General features: G+C 39.8%; 12 protein-coding genes. All 12 read left to right on the top strand.

Features of this window, described 5'->3' with window-relative positions; translation table 11 throughout:
- The first annotated feature begins 17 nt into the window (after positions 1 to 17).
- Positions 18 to 1,316 carry a WD40/YVTN/BNR-like repeat-containing protein gene (locus tag ACNQGS_RS18790; RefSeq protein WP_491488673.1) on the top strand — a complete coding sequence of 433 codons (1,299 nt, stop codon included), beginning with the start codon at positions 18 to 20 and terminating at the stop codon, positions 1,314 to 1,316.
- Between the two features lie 387 nt (positions 1,317 to 1,703).
- Positions 1,704 to 3,005, top strand: a complete 1,302-nt coding sequence (locus ACNQGS_RS18785; protein ID WP_491488672.1) for an MFS transporter — start codon at positions 1,704 to 1,706, stop codon at positions 3,003 to 3,005.
- Between the two features lie 463 nt (positions 3,006 to 3,468).
- Positions 3,469 to 7,635, top strand: a complete 4,167-nt coding sequence (locus ACNQGS_RS18780; protein ID WP_491488671.1) for a 5'-nucleotidase C-terminal domain-containing protein — start codon at positions 3,469 to 3,471, stop codon at positions 7,633 to 7,635.
- Positions 7,636 to 7,837: 202 nt separating this feature from the next.
- Positions 7,838 to 8,269, top strand: coding sequence for a DUF2383 domain-containing protein (locus ACNQGS_RS18775; RefSeq protein WP_491488670.1), 432 nt, complete (start codon positions 7,838 to 7,840; stop codon positions 8,267 to 8,269).
- 155 nt (positions 8,270 to 8,424) lie between these two features.
- The gene (locus ACNQGS_RS18770) at positions 8,425 to 9,465 is read left to right on the top strand and encodes a DUF3231 family protein (RefSeq protein WP_491488669.1); all 1,041 of its coding nucleotides are present in this window, start codon (positions 8,425 to 8,427) and stop codon (positions 9,463 to 9,465) included.
- A gap of 67 nt (positions 9,466 to 9,532) precedes the next feature.
- On the top strand, positions 9,533 to 10,006 hold the full coding sequence (locus ACNQGS_RS18765; protein ID WP_491488668.1) for a hypothetical protein: 474 nt from the start codon (positions 9,533 to 9,535) through the stop codon (positions 10,004 to 10,006).
- 715 nt (positions 10,007 to 10,721) lie between these two features.
- Positions 10,722 to 11,312, top strand: a complete 591-nt coding sequence (locus ACNQGS_RS18760; RefSeq protein ID WP_491488667.1) for a thermonuclease family protein — start codon at positions 10,722 to 10,724, stop codon at positions 11,310 to 11,312.
- 249 nt (positions 11,313 to 11,561) lie between these two features.
- Positions 11,562 to 12,017: a C40 family peptidase gene (locus ACNQGS_RS18755; RefSeq protein ID WP_491488666.1), complete on the top strand. Its 456-nt coding sequence runs from the start codon at positions 11,562 to 11,564 to the stop codon at positions 12,015 to 12,017.
- A gap of 283 nt (positions 12,018 to 12,300) precedes the next feature.
- Positions 12,301 to 13,323, top strand: coding sequence for a DUF3231 family protein (locus tag ACNQGS_RS18750; RefSeq protein ID WP_491488665.1), 1,023 nt, complete (start codon positions 12,301 to 12,303; stop codon positions 13,321 to 13,323).
- A gap of 333 nt (positions 13,324 to 13,656) precedes the next feature.
- On the top strand, positions 13,657 to 14,865 hold the full coding sequence (locus tag ACNQGS_RS18745) for a MalY/PatB family protein (protein WP_491488664.1): 1,209 nt from the start codon (positions 13,657 to 13,659) through the stop codon (positions 14,863 to 14,865).
- Between the two features lie 47 nt (positions 14,866 to 14,912).
- Positions 14,913 to 15,914: a 3-dehydro-L-gulonate 2-dehydrogenase gene (gene yiaK, locus ACNQGS_RS18740; protein WP_491488663.1), complete on the top strand. Its 1,002-nt coding sequence runs from the start codon at positions 14,913 to 14,915 to the stop codon at positions 15,912 to 15,914.
- A gap of 415 nt (positions 15,915 to 16,329) precedes the next feature.
- Positions 16,330 to 17,091 carry an alpha/beta hydrolase gene (locus tag ACNQGS_RS18735; RefSeq protein WP_491488662.1) on the top strand — a complete coding sequence of 254 codons (762 nt, stop codon included), beginning with the start codon at positions 16,330 to 16,332 and terminating at the stop codon, positions 17,089 to 17,091.
- The last annotated feature ends 92 nt before the right edge of the window (positions 17,092 to 17,183 follow it).

Genomic DNA, 17,183 nt, shown 5'->3' with positions numbered 1-17,183 from the left:
ATGAAGGATGAATTCCATTGAAAAAAACGAAAAGTAGGTTAATCATTTTTAGTTCCATATTTATTGTTATCTTCATTATCTTCCAAATGTTTAATGGGGTTCATGAAAATCCCAATACGAAACCAGTTGAAGTAAAAAAGGTAGATATAAACAGTAAACTCCCTTACACAGTCCAGGTAGAAGAAAGCGATCAAAAGCCAGAAACGATTGCTTACCGAATCTGGTTCGATTTCATGAATCAGTTAGTGAGTGAAGGAGCAATTACCAATAAGAGCTTTACTAGATTTACCAAGTTATCGGGAGATGAGAACTATTTTATTGCGGCGGTCGTTTTTCAAGTGCAGTTACCTGAAGGAACACCAAAAATCGATTACGGATGGGGAAAGATGCAGGATGATCGTTTCGTTCAAAATATCGTTTGGAAACTAAGCATCAAAAAGGAAGAAAATTTAACGTACACGTTAACAAATATTGAAAGAACAACCGATACGCAAATCGGGCTGCCGCCTGTTGAAACGATGGAAGAATATCGAAAGAATGTCGGAATTGAAGAGCCATCTAAAAAAATAGATTATGAGATTAAGGATGATAAGCTAAGGGTCACCTTTAATAGCGGTAAAAGTTGGAAAGTAGTTCCTGTTGCGGTTGAAGATTTATTAGGCAGTACGGATCAAAAATTGCTGGATGGCGGCTATGTGATTACATCGGAGATAACAGCGTTTGTACTTAACAAAGGCTTGACGGTTCTGATTAGCAGGGATAAAGGGGAATCCTGGAATGAGGTGTTGGTTTCGGACCAACTGCCTTCATTAAGGCTGCGAATACTGGGGTTCACATCGGACAAGGATGGTTATCTCATCGTGACAGGTGATAAAACGATGAGTTGGGAGGCACATTTTGTATTTAAAACAAACGATGGCGGAGAGAACTGGTACAACGCCGGATCGGTGAAGGACGTCTATTCCTTAGTGACAGACGGAGGGTTTATTGATGATCAATTAGGATTTATCTCCTTTGGTGAATTACGCTATGAAGCACAACCTCCAATTCCAAATTTATATAGAACGATCGATGGCGGGGCAAACTGGGAACGTGTAGAGGTTCCGATACCGGAAGAATATCAGGGTTACTTTACAATAGCAGAGATTCCTACCTTTAACGGTAATGAAGGAATTTTATTAGTAAATCAAGGTCCAGAAGGGGATTATTTGGGAGGGAAGGTATTAGCAAAGTTTACCTCCCAGGATCAAGGTAAGACATGGTCCTTCGCAGGATTAATCGATCCAGATGGGGTGCTTGGTGCAAGGAAAAATTGAATAGGCTAGGTTTTATGGAGCATTTCTTTGTCATGAGGAATGCTCTTTTTTTTGGAATTATCATTATGCGACAGTAACAGCAGATTATACGACAGTAAACCATTCTCAATAAAATAGTCGATTGCAAAGTTTGGTATCTTTGTCTAATAAATACAAAATATTCGGAAATTCTAACAACAAGTTTAGCGTTTGATACCAATTGTTGTAGAAATATTACTATGCTATTCTACTTGTAAGCGCTTTCGGTATAGGTAAAACAAAACGTCGTTTTGTTATTTGTTTGCCTTTGGAATTTAGTTTCCAAAGGTCTTTAAATAACTAAAATTATCTGAATTATTGGAATAGTTTGTCTGATGGTGGATTTGTAAAACAAGGGGGTAATACTAGGTGGAAGTCCAACAAATAGCCGAAAATACGATAGAAACGAAGAAAGTCAGTTACTCGGACGTAAAGAAAGTTGTTTTTGGAGCAGGTATGGGGAATTTAATTGAATGGTTTGATTACGCTTCATACGGATATCTAGCTACGGTCATCGCTGCAGTCTTCTTTGCCCCTGGGAACGAACGAGCCGCATTGTTAGGTACATTCGGGGTGTTTGCCATCTCTTTCATAGCAAGGCCAATAGGGGGAATCGTTTGGGGACATTTTGGTGACAAGCTTGGGAGAAAGCGGATTTTGACTCTTACGATTATCATGATGTCACTTGGGACATTTCTAATTGGGCTAATTCCCAGCTATGCTACGATAGGAATGGCCGCACCCGCGTTACTGCTTCTCTGCCGTCTTGTTCAAGGTTTTTCGGCATCGGGTGAATATGCGGGAGCTTCCTTGTTTATTGCCGAATATGCCCCGAGTTCACGCCGGGGACTTCTTGTCAGTGTTGTGCCGGCGAGTACCGCGGCAGGACTGTTACTAGGGGCTTTAACAGCTGCAGGTCTTGAATTCTCTCTAAATCAGGATGCATTGCACAGCTGGGGATGGCGTATTCCCTTTCTTGTATCAGGTCCTCTAGGTTTAATCGCCTTGTATTTGCGGACGAGAGTTGAAGAAACGCCTGCTTTTAAAGAGATGGACCATGAAAAGCCGCAGGATCCAGTTTTCGAGAGCATTCGTCAGAATTGGAGAAAGATCATCGTTGCTTTCGGAGTAATCTGCCTCAATGCCGTTGGTTTTTATACTATTCTTAGCTACATGCCGACCTACCTTACTAATGAGTTGGGCTTTGACAGTGTTAAATCAATACTGTCGACCATCGCTTCACTTGGAACTTATGTCATTTTCCTACCTATTGTTGGTACACTTGCAGACCGCATAGGCAGGAAGCCAGTGCTTATTGGAGCTAGTTTATTGTTTATTTTGTTTTCCTATCCGGCCTTCATGCTTCTACCCTTGGGAGGAGTATACGCCGTGATTGCACAGATCTTCCTCGGGGCCATATTGGCCGGAAATGATGGCGTGCTCGCCACGTTCTTATCAGAGATGTTTCCAACCTCTGTACGCTTTACGTGTTTTGGATTGTCTTTCAACTTGGGTAACGCCATTTTTGGTGGAACTGCACCATTCATTGCGACATTTCTCATTCTTCAAACAAACAACAAATTTGCACCTGCCTTCTACTTAATAGCCGCTTCCTTAATCGCATTTATTGCTTTGCTAAAAACCAAGGAAACGGCGAACAAGTCTCTATAATAATGAGTGAAAGGAGGGCATCCATTTTCGTGGTTGCCCCCCAACAATATGAATCTTTGACCAACATACCATTTCTTCTGGTATTTAGGTTGATACGACGGCTTATACCGTCGTATTTTTTTGTTTTAGCAAAATATGTTTCAATGATTATTACGCTAGCAGATAGTCGATATAAGAGGGAAGGTCTAGGTACTTGTTCTCATTAAGAAGAAATTGGAAAATATTATAATAAGTTTAAAGTTAAAAATTCAATATTTTCTTTTGTAAAAATTATTAAGGCCTTGTTTTGTGAGGGTTAAAATTCAGTAAAACGAAAGGAAATAACTAGAAGAAATGGTAAATTGATAGTATACCTCTAGTGCTTCCTACAAGAGAAAGGAGGATATATTGATAGATTTAGAAGATTAACTGGAAGTACTATTTTAGTGGGTAATAATTAAACAAATTTAAAGGAGGAACACACGTGGAGAGGCTTAGAAAACAGCTATTTGCGATAACGACAATGTTTGTCATGTTGATTAGCATGGTTCTCCCATTTCGGGCACAAGCGGCTGAACCTATAACGGTTGCTCAGGCAATTGCGAATAATACGGGGACAGCCACCGTGACGGGGTATATTGTAGGTTACACAACAGGCGGCAGTAACGGGAAAGCTACATATGATTTTGAGGCACCGTATGCTGCAGATACAAACTTCGCCATTGCAGATAGCCCTACGGAAAGAGACGCAACAAAAATACTACCCGTTCAAATCCCTAGTAGTTTCCGCTCAACCTATGGATTATTAACGAATCCCTCGATCGTAGGAAAAAAGGTTTTTGTTACGGGTTCACTTGAAGCTTATTTTTCAGTACCTGGCCTAAAATCTCCATCGGCCATTTCTTTTGATGGCACAACACCACCTCCAGATGAACCTGGAACTGGTGAAACAGGTTTAAAAATTCACGACATTCAAGGTCAATCTCATACTTCACCATATAAAGATAAAAATGTAACAGATGTACCCGGAGTAGTAACCTACGTAGTAGACGGCAGCAATTTCTACATGCAGGATCCAAACCCAGATAACAACCCTAATACTTCAGAAGGCGTTCTCGTCTACAAGCCATCCCATGGTGTGGCAGTGGGAGATAGCGTAACCGTTACGGGACTTGTAAAAGAGTGGGTACTAGATGGGTATGCAGAGAAGCTGCAAACTGATTTGGCCATGACAGAAATTAATGCCCAATCAGGAAAAATTACAAAGGTATCTAGTGGAAATCAGGTTCCGACGCCGATCGTCATCGGTAAGGACGCAATGCCGCCAACTTCTGTCATCGATAACGATCGATTTGGCACATTTGATCCAGCAGAAGATGGCATTGATTTTTATGAAAGCTTAGAAGGTATGCTTGTTTCCATTGAAAATCCGACTGTTACAGGACCACAGAAATATGGAGAAGTCCCTGTTATTACAGGTCAAGTGGATGGAAAAGCATATACAAAAGAAGGAACTCCTCTATTAACAAAAGAAAATCAAAACCCTGAGAAAATGCTTCTTCAGCTAGATGACCGCAGCTTTGTAACGAAAGCGGGAGATACTTTTGATGGAACTGTCACAGGAGTGGTCAGCTATACGTTTAGTAACTTCAAGATTCTTACAAAAGCAGCTGATTTACCTAACCTTGTCGAACGTCCAAGAACGAATGAAGTAACAACTATCCAAAAAGAAGATGACAAACTAACCATAGCAGGCTACAATATCGAAAACTTCGTAGCAACAGACACGGCTAAACGCGATAAGCTGGCAAAATCAATGGTCGATAACCTAGGATCACCAGATATCATCGGTCTAGTTGAAGTACTTGACGAAAGCGGTGAAACGAATAACGGTGTTGTCAAAGCGGATGCAAACTACAAGGCATTAAGCGATGCTATCAAAGGCTTTGGCGGACCAACCTATGCATGGACAGACATCGCACCAGTTGACGGGAAAGACGGTGGAGTCCCGGGAGGAAATATACGCGTCGGATATTTATACAATCCTGAACGTGTGACGTTGAATAATGCACCAAAGGGAGATGCCACAACGGCTGTCGCTTACGAAAATGGTTCACTTACATTAAACCCTGGCCGCATTGGCCCAACAAATGCTGCATTTAACAGCAGCCGTAAGCCACTTGCAGCTGAGTTTACTTTCCACGGCGAAGAAGTCATTGTCATTAATAATCACTTCAACTCAAAAGGTGGAGATCAGCCGTTATTTGGAAAAAATCAACCACCGTACCTTGAAAGTGAAGCGCAGCGTGTGCAAATTGCAACGATCGTAAATAACTTTGTCTCGGACATCAAAGAAAAGAATGAAGATGCAAATGTAGTAGTATTAGGCGACTTAAACGATTTTGAGTTTTCTGCACCATTAGCAGCATTAAAAGGCGATGATTTAACGAACCTAGTTGAAACACTGCCTGCTCCTGAAAGATACACCTACAACTATCAAGGAAATGCACAAGTGCTGGATCATATTTTAGTATCCAATAACTTAGCTCAGTCAGCAAAGCTTGATATCGTGAACTTTAACTCTCCGTATATGGAAGAGCATGGCCGTGCAAGTGACCATGATGCGCTGGTTGCTCAGTTAGATTTAGCTGTGGAAAAAGGACCATTTACGCTGTCACTTCTTCATACAAATGATACACATGCTTATGTAGAGCAATTTCCACGACTAGTTACGGCTGTGAACGAAGTGCGTCCCCAAAAGGAAAATAGCCTGCTGCTAAATGCAGGGGACGTCTTCTCAGGAACATTATATTTTAGACAGTATCTAGGGCTGGCAGACTTATATTTTATGAATCAACTAGGCTTTGATGCGATGACTCTTGGAAATCACGAGTTTGATAAGGATTCGGAAACTCTTGCGAATTTTATTAAGCAGGCAGAGTTCCCAGTTGTGTCCTCCAACGTAAACATGACAAAGGATCCTGAACTAGGGCCACTATTCAATAACACATTCGGTGGAACGAATGAACAAGGAGAAATCTTTCCGGCCATTATTAAAAAAGTGGATGGAGAAGAGGTAGGAATCTTTGGATTAACGACAGAAGATACAACTTTCCTAGCGAATCCTGGCGACGATATTGTTTTTGAAAATGCAGTCGAAAAAGCCAATGAGACGGTCGAAATGCTTGAAGCGCAAGGTGTAAACAAAATTATTGCCTTATCCCACTTAGGCTATCAACCAGATTTGGATTTAGCGAAAAAGGTAGACGGAATTGACGTTATTGTTGGCGGGCATTCCCATACAAAACTGGATGCTCCAGTGGTTGTAGATAAAGCGGAGCCGACACTAGTTGTCCAAGCCAATGAGTATTTAAAATACCTTGGTGTTGTTGATCTAATATTCGACGAAAATGGTGTGATTTCTGATTACAGCGGTGAACTGAAGGATTTAAGTAAGTATGCAGAGGATGCAGCTGCAAAAGCGAAGGTGGAGGAGTATAAAGCTCCGTTAACAGACTTACAAAAACAGGCGGTAGGAAGTACATCTGTTGCATTAAATGGCGAACGTACTGATGTACGCAGTAAAGAAACCAATCTAGGAAACCTAATTGCCGACGGAATGGCAGCGAAAGCCAATGAGTTCATCCCAACGTATATCGCCATGCAAAATGGCGGTGGAATCCGTGCATCCATTGATCAGGGAGATATCACATTAGGTGAAGTGTTAACTGTATTACCATTCGGCAACAGCTTGGTCACTCTAGACCTAACAGGTAAAGAAATTCTGGCTGCCTTAGAGCACAGTGTGAGCGCTCCCGGTACAGGTGGATTCATGCAGGTCTCAGGTTTAAAATTCAAGTACGATCCAGCAAAACCAGTTGGTGAACGCGTCTGGTATGTGGAGGCTTTGACGGCTGATGGTTATGAAGAACTCCAACTGGATAAAACGTATCGAATAGCGACGAATGCCTTCACTGCGGATGGCGGCGATGGATACGGCATGTTTAAAACGGCGAAGGACGAAGGACGTATTACAGAGTTATACATTGTAGACTTTGAAGTGTTTACTTCCTATTTAGAAAAGTTCAATCCTGTTTCACCAGTGGTGGAAGGTAGAATTGTCCAAGAGGTTGCGGACAGCGTGGCTCCAGAGGCTCCATCTGTTAACGAAGTGACGGACCAATCGACTAAAGTGACGGGCACGGCAGAAGCAGGTTCAACTGTTGCAGTATCTGCTGGTGGAACCGTTCTTGGATCAGGTACGGCATTCGAGGACGGCAGCTTTGTCATTGAGATTGCGAAACAAGCTGCTGGAACTCAATTAGCTGTTACGGCCACAGATGCTGCTGGCAATGATAGTAAAGCGACAGTTGTGATAGTTAGGGATGTAACCGCACCAGGTGCGCCACAGGTCGACCCAGTCGTTCATAATGATACGATTGTCACAGGGACAACAGAAGCCGGTGCAATTGTTAAGATCATGATGGGCAATGTGGAGCAAGGCACAACTGTAGCAGATGCAAACGGTAAGTTTATGGTATCTATACCAAAGCAAAAACATAAGAATTCATTAACGGTGACGGCCACAGATGCGGCTGGCAATGTCAGTATGGAAACTATTGTTGACGTCTTAAAGAAAAACGAGAAGTAAGTGAGAAGGCAGGCTGCCCTTTAGGCAGCCTGCCTTAATTGATGCATGGGTGATGCACGGGGACGGTTCTCGTGTTTCAAAAAGGATTGTTGAAGTTAGTTGTCAAAAAGGAAAGCTGTTTATCATGAATTGGGAAAAGGAATTATAAGAAAAGGATAAAACCTCCCACACGCTTCATAATAATAGCGAGGATGTGAATGGAATGAATAAAGACGAAATTGTCCTTGAGGAATTAAACACATTATTAAGAGGAACCTATATGGGAATCCATGCTTTTGAACACCATATTCAAAAGCTGGAGGATCAAGCCATAAAGCAGAAATTTCAATCCCTGCAGCAACAGGCGAAGCAATCGGCCCAGGTGCTTGCCGAACGAATTCAAAATTTACAGGGAGTTCCTGCAGATAGTGAAGGGTTCAAAGGTAAGCTGCAAAGCTACATGCATAAGATGATAGTCCCCGATGAAACTGAAGGGATTATCCAGGATGCTTTAAAAGGGATGGACCAATATGGTGTTCAATACTCGGAAGAACTCGTAAAGGGAGATCTGGACCCAGAAAGTAAACGGATCGTCGAAGAAATAATTGATACAAACCGCAGAATCGCACTAGAATTACGACAATTGCTGCATTGATGAGTGAGGCATGGGGACGGTTCTCATGCCTCACTTTTTAGGCTAAAGTGAGGCAAAAGAACCGTCCCCATGCCTCAATTTAGGTTAAGTTATCCTGAATATGATTTGTATGGAGGAGTATACTAACCTAAAACTCGAGAAGGGAGATTTTTGCAATGGAGCCGCTAATGCCGATTAATATAAGTTCACATAAAACGGACCTAACCGAAAATCTTACTTCAGCAGAAATGGGTAAACTCTGGGCGACCTATATGGGTAACAGTATGTCAGGATGCATTTTACGCTATTTCCTTCAACATGTTGAGGATCAAGATATTAAGACATTATTAGAGAACGCATTAAAATTAAGCACGGATTTTATGAAAAAAACAGAAGCGATATTCAATAAGGAAAATTTCCCGATTCCGAAAGGTTTTTCAGTAGAGGAAGATCTCAATGTTGGTGCTCCTCGTTTATTTGAAGATGAATATTATGTTCATTATCTTAAATATGCTGCCAAAGCGGGGTTGAGCATCTATCACATTGCAGTGCCGCTTGTTTATAGAAAGGATGTAGAAGAATTCTTTATTTATTGTTTGGACTCCACCATTGCTTTGATGAAACAAATCAAAGAGATATTAATGGGTAAAGGTCTTATTATCAAACCCCCTATTATTCCAGTACCCGATAAAGTGGAATTTGTTCAAAAAGAATTTTTAAATGGTTTTTTGGGAGATGTACGGCCATTACACGCATTAGAAATTACTCACCTTTACGACAATATTGAAAATAATGTAACAAGTAAAGCACTCATTATGGCTTTTAGCCAAGTGGTAAAATCGGAAAGGATTCGAGAGCTGTTTATTCGCGGGAAGAAATTGACTCATAAACATATTGAAAACTACATGGAAAAACTCCATAAAGAAGATTTGCCTACGCCATCTTATCTTGACCATTTGGTTACAAAATCAACTTTTGCTCCATTTTCAGATAAATTAATGTTGTTTCATAAGATGGATATGTTCTCCATGAAAATTAGGGCATTTGGAAATTCTGAGGCAGTAAATGGTAGACATGATATAGGGCTTATGTATACAAAGTCATTATTGCGCCTTGCATCATTTGTTGAAGATGCAGCAGAGATCATGGTAGAGAACGGTTGGATGGAGCAGCCCCCCTATGCCGTTGAAAGAAATAAGTTAGCAAAAAACGAGTAACCAGCCCATATTGCCGAAGCCTTAAAATATATTCTATAAAATTCTTAAAGAAAAAGGTTAGAAAGATTTGAATCCAAAAGAAAAATTGTTGTGGAGTATTGCACTCCCTGGATTTGGTCAATTACTCAATGGAAAATACTTTAAAGGAATTGTTTTTATATCATTAGAATTTCTTATTAATGGTCAATCTCATTTTAATGAATTAATCTTGCTTAGTTTTAACGGTGAAATTGAAAGAGCCATAGACAAGACAGAATACCAATGGCTTATGTTTTATCCGTGTGTCTATTTTTTTGCCATGTGGGATTCATTTAAAGATGCAGGTGGCGGTAAAGAACCTTATTCGTTTTTACCATTTGTTCTATGTGCTTTTTTCGTAACTGTGGGCCTTATGTATTCAGCAAAGGTAAAGTTATTTGGGGTTCCCTTGGGAACAGTTTGGTTTCCAATGTTGTGCGTGATTCCAGGTGTTGTCATAGGTATAGTATTAAAAGCATTATTGAAAAAGGCAAAATTTTTTAGTAAAAGTGTACCGGATTAAGGTAATGGGTTCCGTTAACTTTCGCAAACATTAAAAATGTAAGTTAAAATGAGTGCCAATTTGCATATGAAATTGACACTCATTTTTTATTGGTGTAAATCCATTTGGGTGAAAATTACATAAAAATTTGTATAGGGAAATGCACCACAAATCGTAGGGGTACAATGACTGTTGTCCCCCAACAATTTGAAATACAATTTATCTTACTAAAAATACTTAGAAACATAAGTAGTCTAGTCCTTAATTGAGTAACCATTGATATAAAAAATAAGCGGAGATTTTCCGGTTAAACAGTAGAATAGAGCTGGGTTCGGGGGAAATAAGCGGAGGTTTTCCGATTAAGCAAAGAAAAATTACCCATTTTCACGTTTTTTGATTCATTAGTCGGAATCTTTCCGTTTATTTAGGCTATTTTAAGTGATATTTTCTATTTAAGAGAAATTTCTCCCCTTATTTATTAAAATCGGTGTTTGACCTGCCCCCAAACAGATAAGGTACACTTTTTTTGCGTTCCCTTTTTTAGAATAGGCGGATTGTTATCAACCACAGAAAGGAATTTCATTCTGATTCACAAATTCGCCATGTCAAAAAAATTTTTCCTTCGACCCTGTCCATTTTCGATTCATTTCACTAAATAAGTGGTATAAACCAATGAGACGATGATGTTTTATGGGCGGTTTAAGAATTTGCTGGTGTGTGGAGGAGGGGAAGCTTTATGAAAAAACAAATCACCGGCATGACTCTCGTCGCAGGAGCAGCACTTCTGGCATTGCAACCGGGATCCCTCCAAAATGGAGGGAGAAGCGTTCAACAAAATAGGGAAACGACTCCAGCAATAGCATCTCCGTTTAATACACAGGAGCGGGTACCGGCGGTTCTATTAGAAACCATCGATGGAGATACAATCCGTGCAAGAGTAAACGGAAAAGTTGAAGCGGTCCGCTATTTATTGATTGATACCCCGGAATCGAAAAAGCCTGGAATGTGCACCCAGCCTTATGCGAAAGAAGCTTTTTCAAGGAATGACGAGCTGGTGAAGTCAGGAGTCTTGACTTTGGAATGGGAAGAGAGGAACACAAGGGATGCCTACGGTCGGCTGCTAGCCTATGTGTATGTCGATGGAAAATCGGTTCAAGAAAGCCTGCTGAAGGAAGGATTTGCGCGTGTAGCTTACGTGATGAATCCTCCCTATAAATATCTAACTTTATTTAGGGACGATGAACGGCAAGCCAAACGCAACAAAGCCAACATCTGGAGCAATCCGGGGTTTGTGACGAAATGGGGATTTAATGGGTGTTTAGATTAATAAAATTTGGTTTTCTGGCTGCATAGAGCCTCCAAGATGTTCACTCTCATATTAATATGTGAAGAAATGAACTTAAACTAAAGGTTATTAGCAAAAAGAAAGCAGCTTAGAACATGTAAAAAATAATTAATTAGTGTTTTGTAATTATATTAGAAAAACTTTGTAATGAGATTATCATATTGTTGTGATGAGTCTGTTATACCTTTCTAGTATAGTGAAGCTATCAAATCACACTAGGAGGAAACAATCATGCTAAAGAAATTCATCGTAGCCTTTACCATTTTAGCTTCATGTGGCTCTTTGTTCGCCGCCAAGGGTGATAACGCGGAAGCAGCAACTTATAATTATCATACAGCAGCGGTTTCGATTGCGAAATCTAATATCGGAGTTCCTTACCGATGGGGTGGGATGACGCCAAGCGGATTTGACTGTTCAGGTCTTGTTAAGTATTCTTACGGAAAAGCGGGAAGAACACTTAACCGCACTGCTGCCCAAATGTACTATGGAAACGGATATCGACCATCTAATTTGCAGATAGGTGATTTACTGTTCTATGGACCATCCAAAGCAAGTGCCCCTACCCATGTTGCTATCTATATCGGGTACGGGAAAATGATCATGGCATCCTCATCAAAAGGGGTCATTATCACCTACACAAGCAACCCATATTGGCATCCTAGATATATTGGAGCAAAGCGAGTATAAAGATCATCGATGACGATGGTCTTTTTTTATTTTATAGTATTTTTCTCAACTTAAAAAACTACTCCTAAAATAGGGTTTTTTGATTGAAAATCTTGAGGGTTAAGCTCTTCAACAAACGGGGGCAAGAGTGAAAAGCGCTGCGCTTCTGTGCTGACTCCAAAAGTTAGAGCTGATTTCTGACTTTTGGGGGTGCTTACACGGTTGGGTATTAAGCTAACTAATACATACTATACATAATTTATGGGAAAAGTATTTTTTAGTATATCTTTTTTGGAGGGTACTTATGGAGGGAAAAGGAAGCCAGATCAGGCTAACAGCAGGTGAGATTGCTCAACTTTGGATACAATACTTAAATGATAGCTCAAGCATTTGTGTTCTTTCGTTTTTTTTAGAAAAAGCCGAAGATGAAGAAATAAAGCCTCTAATTAAACATGCTTTAGATTTATCTCAGTCACATATCCTAAAGGTTACAGCCATTTTAAACGAGAAAAAAAATGTAGTTCCATATGGTTTTAGTATAAAAGAGGATGTAGACTTATCTGCTCCTAGGCTTTATTCTGACAGTTTTGTACTTAATTTTATAAACCAAATGTCTAAGGTTGGACTTACATCATATGCTGGTAGTGTGGCAGCATCTGTAAGAGATGATATTAAAACCTATTACATGGAATGCCTTAGCGAAACAATGCAATTATATAAAAAATCAACCGATTTATTATTGTCAAAGGGATTATTTATCAGGTCTCCCAGCTTGCCCAATTTAGAAAAGGTTGAATTTGTGAAAAAGCAATGGTTTATGTTAGATGTGTTTGGAGAGAAAAGACCATTAACAGCTGCTGAAGTAGACAATTTATTTGCGAATCTCCAAAGAAACGCTTTGGGAATTGCGACACTCACAGGATTTAGTCAGGTTGCACAAAATAAAGATGTAAAACAATTCTTTTTAAAAGGTTTAGAAATTGGGAATAAACATATTAAATTATTTAGAGGAAAGTTAGAGGAAAGTAAACTACCTGCACCTATGGGATGGGACTCAGAAATAACGAATAGTACCGCGTATACATTTTCTGATAAACTTATGATGTTTTACACATCTGGTTTGGTTACTTTGAGCGTAGGGTATTACGGTACAGCTATCAGTCAAAGTCCAAGAGGTGATATTAGTGCAATGTATAACAGGCTATCCTTAGAAGTGCAGTTGTTTGCTGAAGATGGAGCTAATATTATGATAAAAAATGGATGGTTGGAACAGCCTCCAATGGCATCGGATCGAGATGAACTAGTTAGGAAAAAGAATCAATTATAAACATATTTAAAGTCCTTCTGAAAATAAGCATAAGGACTTTTTTCAATTCCATTTACATTTGGATTTATGGATCTATTTTCCCAATATATTGTGAAAGGTTTCACTTAAAATAAAAGAGTGCTAGAGCAAAATAAAAGTATATTAGAATTTATCTATACGATTCCAGATTTCCAAAACCCTACAGGCCGCACATTAAAGTTTGAAAGACGAAAAAAGAATGATTGAGCTTGCTAATCAATATGATATGCTGATTATAGAGGATAATCCTTATGGAGCTATAAGATTTGCAGGAGACGCTTGATATCAACATGTAAAAAAAGGGAGAGAACAGACTTGAACAATGAAGAATTTGTAGAAAAGTATAAAGTAGAGAGACATAATACAACATCTTTAAAATGGGATTTATTAGAACAACGTTTTGGAGATCCAGACCTACTCGCTATGTGGGTAGCAGACATGGATTTTAGGACCTCAGATTCCATCATTGAAGCTCTTACAAAACGCGTGAACCATGGTGTTTTTGGTTATTCATACGTGCCACAAAGTTACTATGATGCCTACTTCAAATGGATGGAGGAAAGGTATTCTTTTCCGTTGAAAAAAGAATGGATTCGCTATTCAACCGGTGTGGTTGCTGCGCTTTACTGGTTTATTAATGCCTTCACTGAACCTGAAGAATCCGTCATCATTCTTACCCCAGTTTATTATCCATTCCATAATGCCGTTCGTGATTGCGGCAGGAAACTCATTACTTGCCCATTAAATAATGAGAATGGTTGTTTCACAATTGAGTATGACCGATTCGAACAGGCAATCATTGACAGTCAAGCAAAACTGTACATCCACTGTTCTCCCCATAACCCAGCTGGCAGAGTTTGGACGGAAGAAGAGCAAGACAAGCTATTTGAAATTTGTCAGAAGCATAATGTTTTAATAGTTTCGGATGAAATCCATCAAGATTTTACTTTTGGTGATCATAAACATATTCCTGCTGCAACTGTTACGGGCGGAAAATATCGCGATAGAATCATAACAATTAATTCAGCTTCAAAGACTTTCAATTTAGCAGCATTGATTCATTCTAATATTATTATTACAGACGATGCACTTAGAGAAAAATATGATAAATATATAAAAACAGTTAATCAAACAGAATTTAATACGATGGGACTTACCGCTACTGAGGCAGGTTATGCCGGCGGAGGTGAGTGGTTGGAATCCGTTAAGAGTGTTATTTATTCAAACTTTATGTATGTAAGAGATACTCTTAATAAAGAGCTTCCAGAAGTTACTGTTACACCATTAGAAGGAACATACTTAATGTTTATCGACTTAAATAAAATAGTTCCATCTAGCAAGACGAAAGAATTTATACAAGATCGTTGTCGAATTGCAGTCGACTTTGGGGAATGGTTCGGTACCGATTATAAAGGATATGTTAGACTAAACCTGGCAACGACTCCAGAGAATGTAAAAATAGCGATAACAAACATTGTTAGGGAAGCAAAACTATTAAAGGGAGTACCGGAAAAAGTAGTGTAAATAAATTTCATACCATTTGTTTATAGTGATAAAAGGTGGGCTGGTTCATGCGTATAACATATGATGAAATGAAAAGTGAGTTTGAAAGAGTTCTGATAAGCAGGGGTGTTGATACGAAAACTGCGAAAACAGCAGCATCTATCATCGCGGACAACAGCTGTGATGGAGTGTATTCTCATGGTTTAAATAGGTTTCCTTCCATTGTTAAAGCGATAGATGAAGAAGTTATTAAGCCGGAAATGCGGCCTGTGAAACTGAATGGTATCGGAGCTCTCGAACAATGGGATGGGCAGTTAGGTTTCGGTCCGATCAATGCCGCCATTGCCATGGATAGGGCTGTTGAATTGGCGGTAGAGTATGGTATAGGCTGTGTTGCACTAAAGAATACAAACCACTGGCTTCGTGGAGGCACCTACGGATTAAGAGCTGCCAACGCAGGATGTATCGGGATTTGCATGACCAATACATTCCCTAATATGCCGCCATGGGGTGGCAGTGAAAACCGCATCGGTAATAATCCTTTAATCATTTCCGTTCCCCAAAAAGGTGGAAGGCACTTGCTGTTGGATATGGCACAGTCTCAATTTTCATTTGGTAAACTTCAGACCTATTCGCTTGCCGGAAAAAATTTGCCGGTTGTGGGAGGTTACACGGCGGATGGGGATCTTTCCGACGATCCGGATGCGATTATAAATGGGGGTAAGGTCCTTCCTGCCGGTTTTTGGAAGGGATCCGGCCTTTCCATAGCGATTGATATGGTCGTTTCCGCACTATCAGTTGGCAGATCTACTTCCGACATGCGGATGGACCGCCAGGATTCAGGAATTTCACAGGTATTTATCGCTATCAATCCTTCGCGATATGCAGGGGAGGAATATGCCGATTCGTACATGGAAAATATGTCTGACTATATTAAAACATCAACAAAGATGCCTGGTGTTACGGATATCCTTTATCCTGGCGAAAGGACGGCGAAGGAGCGGGCGGACAATCTTAGGGATGGTATTCCGGTAAATCAGAATATATGGGAAACAGTACTAAAGCTATAACTTTACAAGTTTTAGTTTTTTCGCCCAAATTCGTCAAAAAATAAGCGGTATTAAAACACCTCGTTTATCTATATACGATAATTTTATTATGTTAACTAAAATATATGAAAAATAGATGCCATTTGAAAAAAATTAAAACAAAGATTTAGCATGCCTCATTCTATGTATGAATGGCCATGCTATTTTTTTTTGCTTTAATCAATCTGGGTGGAAGTTAAATTTTGTTGCTTGAATATTTAAGACTTTTAGTGTTAGACAATAAGGCTGCTGTAGATGATTCTTACATTTTGAGGCACAAGAACCGTCCCCATGCTTCCCCATGCCTCATAATTCATAGTTGACAGGTAGGAATAATATGAATTATACTCTTTTTAATTAGAAAAATGGAAATGGTCGTTTAAGGAGGGGACGCGGGATGAAAGAACAATATCCTGTATTGGCTGGAGCGGAGTCATTTTTTATAGAAGGGAACGATACGGGTATCTTAATTTCCCATGGATTCATGGGCACTCCTCAAAGTGTGCAATACTTGGGACAAGAATTTTCCAAACTGGGTTATACGGTTTATGCCCCAAGGTTAACAGGTCATGGAACGCATTATCGGGACCTAGAGAATACTACGCATCATGACTGGTTTTCAGCTCTAGAAGCAGGTTACAAATTTTTAAAGGAACGATGCTCCACTATTTTTGTCATCGGTCAATCGATGGGAGGGGCATTAGCACTCTGGCTGGCAAATAAATATGCTGATATAGAGGGAATCGTTACTATTAATGCTGCTTTAAGTTTACCAGACTATGAATATTTGGTTGGAAAATCAAAACCAAGATTTCTTCCTGAAGGTTCGCCGGATATACGATTACAAGGTGTTCATGAAATAACCTATAACAAAGTTCCACTTCAGTCCATTCATGAACTCCAAGCTCTGATGAAGAAAACGCCTGATATCATCCCAACCATCACCCAGCCTATCCTTTGCTTTAAATCGCTGGAGGACCATGTAGTACCTCACGAATGCACAGATTATATTTTCAATCGTGTTGGGTCTACTCAAAAAGAAGTGGTGACGCTTTACCAGTCTTTCCATGTGGCATCCATGGATTATGACAAGGATGCAATCATTAAGAATTCACAAACATATATCGAAAAAATCATTGAAAATAAAGTTTTAGTATAGACTAAAAGGCCCGTCGTACATGGTTTAACATTTTTAGCACGAGGACCGTCTCTATGTTTTATGGGGACGGTCACTCTTTTGGTTAAACTTAA

The organism is Neobacillus sp. PVCKKU3, from assembly GCF_058323225.1.
This window is presented reverse-complemented; position numbering and strand designations above follow the sequence as displayed.

Bases quoted from the DNA above. Each gene is read 5' to 3' on its own strand.
- ACNQGS_RS18775 (WP_491488670.1), top strand. From the start codon at position 7,838: ATGAATAAAGACGAAATTGTCCTTGAGGAATTAAACACATTATTAAGA.
- ACNQGS_RS18770 (WP_491488669.1), top strand. From the start codon at position 8,425: ATGGAGCCGCTAATGCCGATTAATATAAGTTCACATAAAACGGACCTA.
- ACNQGS_RS18760 (WP_491488667.1), top strand. From the start codon at position 10,722: ATGAAAAAACAAATCACCGGCATGACTCTCGTCGCAGGAGCAGCACTT.
- ACNQGS_RS18755 (WP_491488666.1), top strand. From the start codon at position 11,562: ATGCTAAAGAAATTCATCGTAGCCTTTACCATTTTAGCTTCATGTGGC.
- ACNQGS_RS18750 (WP_491488665.1), top strand. From the start codon at position 12,301: ATGGAGGGAAAAGGAAGCCAGATCAGGCTAACAGCAGGTGAGATTGCT.
- yiaK (WP_491488663.1), top strand. From the start codon at position 14,913: ATGCGTATAACATATGATGAAATGAAAAGTGAGTTTGAAAGAGTTCTG.
- ACNQGS_RS18735 (WP_491488662.1), top strand. From the start codon at position 16,330: ATGAAAGAACAATATCCTGTATTGGCTGGAGCGGAGTCATTTTTTATA.